Genomic DNA, 10,553 nt, shown 5'->3' on the forward strand with positions numbered 1-10,553 from the left:
GACCGGAATCGGGAGCGATCGGCTGATCGGCTCCTTTCCTGGTCAGCGGGGGCGAAACGGGCAGATGACGGGCGGCGGGCAGAAGACGATGACGGCAACTGACGAGCTGCTGTTCGGCCGTGACGCGGAGTTGGCCCGCCTGGCGGACCTGCTGTCCGAGGCCCGCCGGGGCTACGGCGCGGCCGTGCTGGTCGAGGGCGAGCCCGGGAGCGGCAAGACCTCGCTCGTGGGGGCGCTGGAAGCGCAGGCGCTGGCGGCCGGCTGCACGGTGCTGCGCGGCTGCTGCGACGAGGCCGCCAGCGACTTTCCGCTGCTGCCGGTGCTCGACGCGCTGGGCGTACACCGCCGCGGCGAGGACGTCGCCCGTGCCGAGATCCGCCAGTTGCTGCGCCTGGGCTCGGGAGCGAACCAGGACGCCATCCCCGCGCTGATCGAGCGGCTGCTCGACCTGGTGGAGACCGCCTGCACCGCCGGGCCGGTGGTGCTCACGGTCGACGACCTCCAGTGGGCCGACGACACCACCGCCGTCTGGTGGCAGCGGCTCGCGCGCTGTGCCGACGAGCTGCCCCTGCTGCTGATCGGCGCGGTGCGAGCCCGGAGCGACTCCTCCGCCGTGGACGTGCTGCGCCGCAGCCACGCCAGGCGTCAGAGCCCGACGCTGCGTCTGGGCCCGCTCGACCCGTCCGCGCTGGCCGCACTCGCCGCCCACCGGCTGGGCGCCGTCCCCGGCCCGAAGCTCTCCCGGCTGCTGCTCAGTACGGGCGGCAGCCCGTTGTGCGCCGTCGAGTTCCTCGCCCACGTCAGGCGGGAGGGCCTACTCCAGCCGGCTGTGGACGGCTGGGCCCTCGACCTCGCCGAGGAGCTGGTCGGCGCCACCCTGGCCGGCGCGGTCCGCAACCGGATCAGCCATCTCAGCCCGGAGCAGCGCGAGTTCCTGCAGACCCTCAGCGTGCTCGGCCCGGAGTTCGGCACCGAGCAGGCGCTGGCCGTGCTGGACGGCTCGGCCCGCGAGCTGGCCCCGCTGTTCGCCGAGACGCAGGCCGTCGGCCTGCTCGCCCAGCACGGCGCGGTGACCGCGTTCCGCAACCCGCTGCTCCAGGAGCAGCTGTACGAGGAGATCCCGCTCCCGCTGCGGGCTCCCCTGCACACCCGGGCGGCCGAGCGGCTGGAGGCGGCCGACGCCCCGCTCGACCGCGTGCTGCAGCAGCTGACCAAGGCCACCGCCGGATCTGACTCCTTCGCCCCGCAAGGTAGTTGGGCCTACCGCTGGCTGCACGAGCACACCGAGGCGCTGGTCAACCGCACCCCCGCGGTCGCCGTCGAGCTGCTGTCGCCGCTGGTCGATCCGGCGGCACCGGGCGGCACCGTGCAGCTGGCCGTCCTCACGGCACTTCAACGCCTCCAGCGGCACGACGAGGTGGAGGCGCACTGCCGGCGGCTGCTGGAGTCCGGTACCGACCCGGAGATGATCGGCCAGGCCGGCTACCAGCTCGCGGTCTGCCTTCAGCGGGGGGCGCGGTTCGCCGAGGCGAACGACCTCACCGACCGGCTCTTCGCCCGCAGCGACCTCCCGCCGAAGTGGCGCGCGGCGCTCCACGCCGTCCGCAGCACGACCGAGGACAACGTGGGCCACCAGGAGGCGGCGGAGCGCCACGCCGAGCTGGCGATCTCGCTGGGCCGGTCCTGTGAGGCCTGGTTCGCCGTCGGTCTCGGCGGCTGGTACAGCGCGCAGTTCGCGGCATCGGCCGACCCGCACCTGGCGCTGCGCCGGTACGACGAAGCCGTCGACGCGCTGCGCCGCGACCCGTCGCAGTGGTTCATGCTGACCATCGCGCTGGGCGGCCGGCTCGGTGTGCTCCACGGGCTCGACCGCACCGCCGATCTCGCCGACACCGTCGACTCGATGCGCCGCCTGATCGGCGCCAACGGCGGCGTCGCGCCGTTCGTCACCACCATGGTCCTGGCCGAACTCCGGTACCACCAAGGCCGCTGGGACGAACTCCAGGCGGACACCGAGCACCTGACCGAGCAGAGCCCGGCCGAGAACTGGCAGCTCTACACGCTGCACGGGATGCTGGCCGTGGTCGCGGCCCACCGCGGCGACGCGGCGGCGCTGCGCCGGCACCTCGACAAGTGCGCGGACATGCCGCAGGAGGAGGGCTACCTGCTCGACTTCGGGCAGTGGACCAGGCTGGCGCGGGCGGTGGCGGCGGACCGGGCCGGGGAGCCCGGCCGGGCGGTGGCCGCTCTGCTGGAGTTCCACCACCCCGAGCTGATGCACCACCAGCGGCTGCGCTTCCATCTGCTGCCCCACCTGGTGCGGTTCGCGCTGGCCGCCGGAGACCGGGCCACCGCCGCCGACGCCGCCCAGCTGTGCCGGGCCCAGGCGGAGCCCCGTCCGGTCACGCACTGGCAGCAGGCCGCCGCACACTGCGCGGCCATGCTCGCCGACGACGCGGCCGCCCTGCTCGACGTGGCGGCGTACTACCAGCGCACCGAGCGGCCGTTGGAACACGCCCAGACCCTGCACGACGCGGCGCGCGCGTTCACGGCCGCCGGCGACCACCAGGCGGCCGAGGCCGCCACGGCCCAGGCGGTCGCCGCCTGCCACCGGCTCGGCATCCCGGGCGGCGCGGACGCCCCGGCGCAGCAGCCCGACCGCGGCTGGGAGTCCCTGACCGCCACCGAGCAGCGGATCGCCCGGCTTGCCGCGCAGGCCAGGTCGAACCCGCAGATCGCGGCGGAGCTCAACCTACCGCGCCGGACCGTCCAGACCCACGTCTCACGGATCCTCGCCAAGCTCCAGCTGCGCTCGCGGGTGGAGATCCCGTTGCACGTCCCGGCCGACGCCCGGTAGTCAGCCGACGCCCGGGTCCTCGGACCGGCGGGCGAGTTCCTGGGCTATGGCGACCCGGGAGGTGGCGCCGAGCTTCGCCAGGATGCTGGACACGTGGGTCTGCACCGTCCGCACCGAGATGCCCAGCCGGGCCGCGGACTCCGGGTTGGACAACCCCTGGCCGACCAGCCGGGCCACCGTCAGCTCGGCGGGCGTCAGCGCCTCCCAGCCGCTCGCGGCCCGCCGGCGACCGGTACGGCGCCGGACGACCGCGTCGACGCCCGCCGCGCGCAGCCGCTGCTCCGTCCGCCGGGCCTCGGCCAGGGCGCCCATCCCCCGGTACAGCTCCAGTGCCTCGGCCAGGACCGGCCGCGCCTCGGCCATCCGTCCGGCGGCCGCCTTGGTCGCCGCCAGATCCTCCAGCACCCAGGCCAGTTGGGTTCGCCGTTCTACCGACCGGAAGTACCTCGCGACGGCGCCCAGCCCGGTCGCGTCCGCCGCGAGCAGTGCCTCGCACCAGGCCAGCACCCGGTCCCGGTGCGGCACCGGCTGCTCGGCCGCCGCCTGCCGGGCGAACTCGACGAACCGCTCGGCGAGTTCGCGATGACCGCAGTCGAGTGCGTGCCGTACCGCCCGGGGGCACCAGATCAGCCGGTACGCCGCACCCTCGACGCGCCCCGCGGCCAGCTCACCCTCCAGCGCCCGCAGTGCCCGGTCGGGTTCGCCCGCGCGCTCGGCCGCCATCGCCTCGGCCACCCGGAGCAGCGTCGCGGCCCGGCCCACGGCCCGGCCGCCGGCGATCTGCTGGGCCCGGCGCAGCTGCTCGGACGCGGGCTCCGGCTCGGCGCAGACGGCCTGCTGTACGGCAAAGGCGCAGTGCGCACTGAGCATCGGCTGCGGCTCGTCCGGGCGGCACAGCTCGGCGAGCTCGTCCCCGCCGAGGGACCAGTCGCCGTTGCGCAGGTGGAGGGCGAAGCCTGCCACCGCCGTCCACCGCCCGTCATGGGTGCGCGAGCGCGTGGCCGAGGCCTTGGCGCGTGCCTGGGCGGAGTCCGAGTCGGTCCGCCGGTCCAGCTCGCCCAGCAGGTCGGCCAGTTCGGAGAGCACCACCGCGTGCAGCTCGGGCCGGCCGTCCCCGATGCCGCCCAGCAGGCCACCGGCCTCGTCCAGCAGCGCCAGGGCACGCTCGGTCGCGCCGCCCGCCCGGGCCGCGACGGCCCGGCACAGTGCCAGCCCGGCCAGCGCCCACTGGTCGCCGGACTGCCGCGCCGCGGCCTCGGCGGCGGCCTCGGCCGTGGCGAGCCTGGCCTGGACGGGTTCGCCGAGCACCACCAGCGCGTAGACCAGGCAGGCCCCGAGTCGGGCGCGCAGCGCGAGCGGAACGCCGTCCCTGGCGAGCTGTTCCTCGCACAGGCGGCCGGCCTCGGTGTGGCCGCCGACCAGGTGGAGGCTGCGGGCGAGGTCCCAGGCCAGCTCGGAGGTCAGCAACGGGTCGTCGGTCGAGGCGAGGATGTTCCGGGCCAGCTCCAGCGCCTGGGTGTAGCGCCGGGCGCGCAGCATGGCCCGGGCCAGCGCGGCCTGCAGCGCCTTGTCCCGGCCGTCGAGCTTCTCCCCACCGGCCGCCGCGCGCAGCACCGGTACGGCGAGCTGCGGCGCCTGCTCGACCAGCACGGACGCCTGCTTCCGGACCCAGCCGGCGGCCCACCGGCTCAGCACCGGCCCGGCCTGCTCCAGGTGTTCGGCGACCTGGACGGCGTCGGCGCCGGACTCCGCCAGCCGGTGCGCCGCGTCGGCGTGCATCGACCAACGCAGCACCGCCGGGACGCTCTCCCGGATGCCGCGCCAGAGCACCGGGTGACAGAAGCTCAGCCCGGCCTCGGTCTCCGCCAGCAGCCCGGCCGAGACGGCCTCCCGTACGCCGGCCAGCAGGGCAGTGGCAGGCTGCCCGGTGACGGTTGCCAGGTCCGAGAACTGGGTGCGCTGCCCGAGCAACGCCGCCTCCCGGACGGCCTGCGCGGCGCCCGGCGACAGCTCCGCGAGCCGGAGTTCGGCCAGCTCGGTGAAGGCCGGCTCGGCCGCGCCCTCGACGGCCTCGGCCGCGGTTCCGGTGCGGCGCAGCAGGCCCTGCCGGTCCAGCACGTCGAGGAGTTCCAGCAGATAGCGGGGATTGCCGCCGACCTGCGACAGCAGCCGTACGAGGCTCTCGCCCGCCGCGGCACCCAGCCGGTGACGGGCCAGTGCCAGGGTGGCGTCCGGCGCGAGCGGGCCGAGTTCGATCACGTCGCCGTCCAGCCGGCCGGCCACCACCAGGGACTCCACCGGCCGGGACCACTGCCCGTACCGCACGCACGCCAGCAGCAGCAGCGGCAGGTCCACGGCCGCCCGGGCCAGCCGGCGCCAGAGCGCGACCGAGGCGTCGTCCAGCCACTGGGCGTGGTCGATCACCAGGACCAGCGGCCCTTGGGCGCACTGCTCCTCGACCGCTTCCAGCAGCAGCCCGCTGGTCGCGGCCACCGACACCGCGCCGCCTGCACTGCGGGCCAGCTCGGCCAGGTCCGGGCTGGAGCGGTAGAGCGCCTGGCCGCTCGACGTGCGGCACTCCAGGAAGGGCAGCAGCGGCAGCCGCCGACCGAGCTCGTCCGCCTCGCCGCGCCAGACCTGCACGCCGGCCCGGACCGGCTCGGCCAGGCAGTGCTCCACCAGGCTGGTCACGCCCGCGCCGGCCTCGCCGGTTACGAGCACTCCTCCGCCGGCACCGTTCCGGGCCCGGGCCAGCCGGTCCCGCAGGCCGGCCGTCTCGTACTCCCGACCGAACAGGGCGGCAACGTCGGCTGCGCTGCCCGGTCGGCGCCCCGAGGCGGTGAAGACGGCATCCAAGCGGAACTCCTCAGCGGTACGGTGGTCGGTCCGGCGCGCCATCGGTCGTCAGGTGCGATCCGGTTTCCGGACCTCATTCTCCGCTGGAGGACGACCCGTCCACATCCTGGACCCGTACCCACCGGACTTCGTGGTCAGCCGTCCCGGCGGACCACCCGGACCGCGCGCTGGGCCCGCGGGCTGAGGTCCGGCTTGGTCATGATTCATCCGTCCGATCGTGCCGACCGTAACCCCTCCGGAAACGGTGCAATCGGCCCGGACGGCCGCCTCCGTTCCGGGCGGTGCAGTACACAGCGGGCAGCGGGGTCCGAACACGAGTGGCACGACGACCAGTTCCCGGAACTCCGCAGCACCGCACGTTGAACCCCGTATCCGAGCCGCGCGTAAGACGCTGCGTCGGAGTCCGCACCAACAGAAGGAGAGAACCGTGCGCGCAGCGTACATCGAGGCGTTCGGAGCCATTGAGGACGTCGTGCGGGTGGGCGTCCGGCCGGACCCGGCCATCGGCGCCAACGACGTGCTCATCCGCGTCCGCAGCGCGAGCGTGAATCCGATCGACCACATCGTGGCGTCCGGGGCTCTGCAGACGGTGCACCCGGTCGCGCTGCCCCTGACGCTGGGCAATGACGCGGCCGGGGTCGTCGTCGGGAAGGGCGAGGCGGTGACCCGGTTCAAGGTCGGCGACGAGGTCTACACCCGGGTCGACCCGGCCACCTCCGGGGCGTTCGCCGACTACGTCGCGGTCGATCAGGGCCTCGTCGCGCTGAAGCCCGAGACCATCGGCTTCGACGCCGCCGCGTCGCTCCCGCTGGTCGCCCTGACCGCCTGGCAGGGCCTGGTGGAACACGCGAGCCTGAGCGAGGGCCAGAAGGTCCTGATCCACGCCGGCTCGGGCGGTGTGGGCTCCATCGCCATCCAGCTGGCCCGGCACCTGGGAGCGCACATCACCACCACGGTGTCCGCCGACGGCGTGGCACAGGCCTGTGAGCACGGCGCCCACCAGGTCGTGGACTACCGGACCGAGAAGTTCGAGGACGTCGACGGCGACTTCGACGTGGTGCTGGACACCCTGGGCGGCGAGGTGCAGGAGCGTTCCTACGGCGTGCTGAAGCCCGGCGGCGTCCTGGTCTCTACCGTGTGGGTCCCTGCGGCCCATGAGGCGGCCGAGCGCCACGGCATCCGGGTCGAGCCGTTCTTCATGCGCCCCAGCGGCGAGCAGTTGGAGACGCTCGCGCGCCTCGTCGACGCCGGCACGGTCCGGCCCTTCATCGACCGTGCGTACGGCCTCGACGAGACCGCCGACGCCCTGCGCCACAGCGCCTCGAAGCGCGCCAAGGGGAAGATCGTCATCCGCGTCTCCTGACCGGCCCACGACTCCCCTGCGACGACCGCCCGGCACCACGCCGGGCGGTCGTCCGCGTTCGCCTTCTGCCGCTCGGCCCGTGCCCATGCGGAACGCCCGTCGATTCTCGGGGAGAACCGACGGGCTTCGGTGTGCTCGCGGCGGAGATCAGAGCTCGCCGGCCCTCTGCCTGCCGGGGACCAGTGCCGCCCGGCGATCGGCACCCGGAAAGCCGAGCGGGACCCCGGCCGGGCCACAAGGCCCGTTGCCGGAGTCCCGCTCGATCGGCCCGCCGGGGCCCGGGTGCTCGGGACCACTCAGTCCCCGAAGCGAATGGAGGCGATCTTCATGTCGAAACCGATCACACTGAGATCCGGGATGCCGGCGGTCACCACCGCCGAGGTGCCGGTGCAGTCGGGGCCCGTCCAGATCTTGACCGGCCCGCCGCTGAGGTCCAGCGAGGCGGCCTGGCTCCCCTTCTGGACGTTCTTGCAGCCGGGACCGCTGACGGCTTCCGAACCGTTCGGCTCGCTGAACTTGACGCCGGTGTCGATCGTGACCACCCCGTTGCCGAGGGCCACCGGGGTCCCGGTTGCGCTCGGCGCGGCGACGGACGCGCTCGGCGAAGCGGGTGCGCTCGGCGCGGTGGCGGCGGCCGAGGCCGTCGGCGCGGTGGGTGCACCACTCCCGGCGGCCGGGCGCAGCACCTTCCCGCCGTGCGGCGACACCGCGAACCAGGTGCCGCCGACCCCCTCCCCGTTCGTCTGCCCCGGGGCGGTGTCCTTGCTGAAGCGGTACACCGGCCAGCCGCCGACGGTGACCTGACGCGCGCCGTCTGCCCGGGTCACGATGCCGATCTCCGAGGTCGGCACACCGGCGACGAAGATCCGCGAGCCGGGCTGGACCAGGACCGGCGGCCACGTCGTGGCACAGGCGTCATCGCAGTTGGACTTCGACGGCTTCGCCGTGTCCTTGTCGAACCGGTACAGCGTGAACCCGGCGCCGTCGTGCACGATCGGGGTCAGGCCGCCGGCCGAACCCGCCGTCAGCTGTACCCACTTCATCGCCTCCGGGCTGTTGCGCGGCCCCGAGTACTGGTCGCCGGTGTTCGGCGGCGCGTTGTTCTCCTTCGCGGTGCCGTTCTTGTAGTCCAGGCCGGTATCGGCGTCCGCACCCTGCTGGGACTGGCCGGCCTTGCCGCCCTCCGGTGTCACAGCGAACCAAGTGCCGCCCACGCCCTGGCCGTTGGCCTGCCCGGGGGCGGTGTCCTTGCTGAACCGGTAGACCGGCCGGCCGCCGATGGTCGCCTGGAGCGTTCCGTCGTCGCGCTTGACGACACCCACGTCGGCCTGCGCCACGCCGTCCAGGAAGATCCGCGAGCCGGGCTGGACCAGGACCGGCGGCCACGTCGTGGCACAGGCGTCATCGCAGTTGGACTTCGACGGCTTCGCCGTGTCCTTGTCGAACCGGTACAAGGTGAACCCGGCGGCGTTGCGAACGACCGGATTGAGCGGACCAGCCGCACCCACGCTGAGCTGCACCCACTTCATCGCGGCCTGCGTGTTCGTCGCACCGGCGGCGAAGTCCCCGGTGTCGGCAGGCGCGTTGTTCTCCTGCGCCGTGCCGGGCACATAACTGACGGGCGAGGACGCCGTCGTGCTCTCGGAGGGCTTGGGCTCCGCCTCCGTGCCGCTCGGAGAGCAACCCGTCAATGCCGCCAGCCCCGTGGCCAGGGCAGCCGAGAGTATCGCGGTGCGTGCTCGGATCATGTCGATTCCCCAGATGGTTCCACCGGCTGCCGTTCCTCCGTCAGCCGTCCGACCCCCTTGACGGACCGGACCGGTGAACTCCTCAACCCCGCCCCCGATCAACGCGCGTGATCCGCCTCACACCTCGCTCACGGAAGCCACCCGCCCTCGACCGCCTCTCCAAGGCTGCTCGGGGCGGTGCCTCCCTCCACAGCGGCGAAACCCGGTCCGAACGCGACTGAACCGGGCACCGCGATCACCCGTGAAGCGGGCCGACAGCTTCCGAAGCGAAAGAGGGACCATGTCGGCGGCACCGGCACAGCGCCTCCTACACCGAGGAGATCGTCCCGCCTCGGGAGGTGCGATCGCGCCGCCGGCCGACCTGCCGGTGCCGGAGGTCGTCCCGGCCGGCTACATCCTGGCCGACCTCACGCCGTCCCCGGCGACCCTGGTCCACGACAACCCTCGCCTGACCTGCCCCACCATGCCCGCACTCTCCCTCCCCGCCGCGAAAGGCAGTCTCATGAGCACCTCGGAAACCTACTCCCGCGTCGCCGTCGTCGGCGCCGGCACCATCGGCGCCTCCTGGACCGCCCTCTTCCTCGCCCACGGCCTGCACGTGACGGTCAGCGACCCGCGCCAAGACCTGGAGGAGTACGTCACCGCCCAACTCCTCGCATTCACCCCGACGCTGGCCGCGCTCGGCCTGCCGACCGGGGACCTCACCGCGCGACTCGTCTTCGAGCCGGAGTTGGAGAAGGCCGTCGCCGACGCCGACGTGGTCCAGGAGAGCGGCCCGGACGACCTGAGCCTCAAGCAGGAGCTGTTCGCCCGGCTGGGGGCGGCCACCCGCCCCGGCACCCTTCTGCTCTCCTCCACCTCGGGCATCCGCGCCACCGACTTCACCGCGCGGATGGCCGCCCCCGGCCGAGTCGCGGTCGGCCACCCGTTCAACCCGCCGCACCTGATCCCGCTGGTCGAGATCGTGCCCGGCGAACAGACCGAGGCCGGCACCCTGGAGGACGCCGCCGCGTTCTACCGCCAGGTCGGCAAACAGCCGCTGATCCTGCGCCGGGAGATTCCGGGCTTCGTCGCCAACCGCCTGCAGTCCGCGCTGTTCCGCGAGGCCGTCCACCTGGTCATCACCGGGGTCGTCAGCCTCAAGGACCTGGACACCATCGTCACCAGCTCGATCGGCCCGCGCTGGGCGGCCGGTGGCCCGTTCCTCACCTTCGACCTCGGCGGCGGCCCCGGCGGCTTGGAGCACTTCCTGAAGCACCTCGGCCCCGGCATGGAGATGCTGTGGCAGCTGCTTGGCAAGCCGTCCTTCGACGAGGCCACCATCGCCACCCTGGACGCCCAGGTGCGCGAGGCCTACGGCGACCGGACCTACGACCAGCTGAGCACGGTCCGCGACCGCGACCAGCTGGCCCTGATGGCCGCCCTGCACAAGGCCAACTGAGCGATCCGAACTCGACCACGCGATGGCGCTCGGCACCGCCTCGTTGCGAATGGCCTCACCACTGCCAATCCGGTGAGAAGGCGTTCTCAGTTCCCGACGGCCGCCCCGGCTCGCTGCCGCGGCACCGCAGGGGACCGACCGGTGCCCGCACTGCTGGCCGTCATCTGCGCGGGGATCCTGCTCAGCGACTAGGTGTACTGACCAGTGAGGTTGGGGACGCGGCTGGCGGGTGGCTTGCCTGCGAGCGCGGTGTGTCCGCGGTGGTGATTGTAGGTGTGCAGCCAGTCG

At 73.7% G+C, this 10,553-nt stretch carries 5 protein-coding genes and 1 pseudogene; 3 read left to right on the forward strand and 3 right to left on the reverse strand.

Going from position 1 to position 10,553, the window contains the following annotated elements; all coding sequences use genetic code 11:
- The first annotated feature begins 88 nt into the window (after nt 1-88).
- On the forward strand, nt 89-2,857 hold the full coding sequence (locus tag ACIBEC_RS17705) for an AAA family ATPase (protein WP_360503829.1): 2,769 nt from the start codon (nt 89-91) through the stop codon (nt 2,855-2,857).
- On the opposite strand, the gene ACIBEC_RS17710 is transcribed toward ACIBEC_RS17705, so the two are convergent.
- A complete protein-coding gene (locus ACIBEC_RS17710; RefSeq protein WP_360503827.1) occupies nt 2,858-5,713 on the reverse strand; it encodes an AAA family ATPase in 2,856 nt (951 codons plus the stop codon).
- 427 nt (nt 5,714-6,140) lie between these two features.
- On the opposite strand from ACIBEC_RS17710, the gene ACIBEC_RS17715 reads away from it, so the two are divergent.
- On the forward strand, nt 6,141-7,076 hold the full coding sequence (locus tag ACIBEC_RS17715) for an NADP-dependent oxidoreductase (RefSeq protein ID WP_360503825.1): 936 nt from the start codon (nt 6,141-6,143) through the stop codon (nt 7,074-7,076).
- Between the two features lie 296 nt (nt 7,077-7,372).
- Here ACIBEC_RS17715 and ACIBEC_RS17720 read toward each other — a convergent pair whose 3' ends face one another.
- The gene (locus ACIBEC_RS17720) at nt 7,373-8,824 is read right to left on the reverse strand and encodes a hypothetical protein (protein WP_360503823.1); all 1,452 of its coding nucleotides are present in this window, start codon (nt 8,822-8,824) and stop codon (nt 7,373-7,375) included.
- A 280-nt stretch (nt 8,825-9,104) separates the two neighbouring features.
- Between ACIBEC_RS17720 and ACIBEC_RS17725 the strand changes: the two genes are divergently transcribed.
- Complete coding sequence (locus ACIBEC_RS17725) at nt 9,105-10,265, forward strand: 3-hydroxyacyl-CoA dehydrogenase NAD-binding domain-containing protein (RefSeq protein ID WP_360503821.1); 1,161 nt, start codon at nt 9,105-9,107, stop codon at nt 10,263-10,265.
- A gap of 188 nt (nt 10,266-10,453) precedes the next feature.
- Here ACIBEC_RS17725 and ACIBEC_RS17730 read toward each other — a convergent pair.
- A pseudogene (locus ACIBEC_RS17730) lies at nt 10,454-10,553 on the reverse strand (IS481 family transposase); the annotation flags it as partial.

The organism is Kitasatospora sp. NPDC051164, from assembly GCF_044455625.1.
Classification (GTDB): domain Bacteria; phylum Actinomycetota; class Actinomycetes; order Streptomycetales; family Streptomycetaceae; genus Kitasatospora.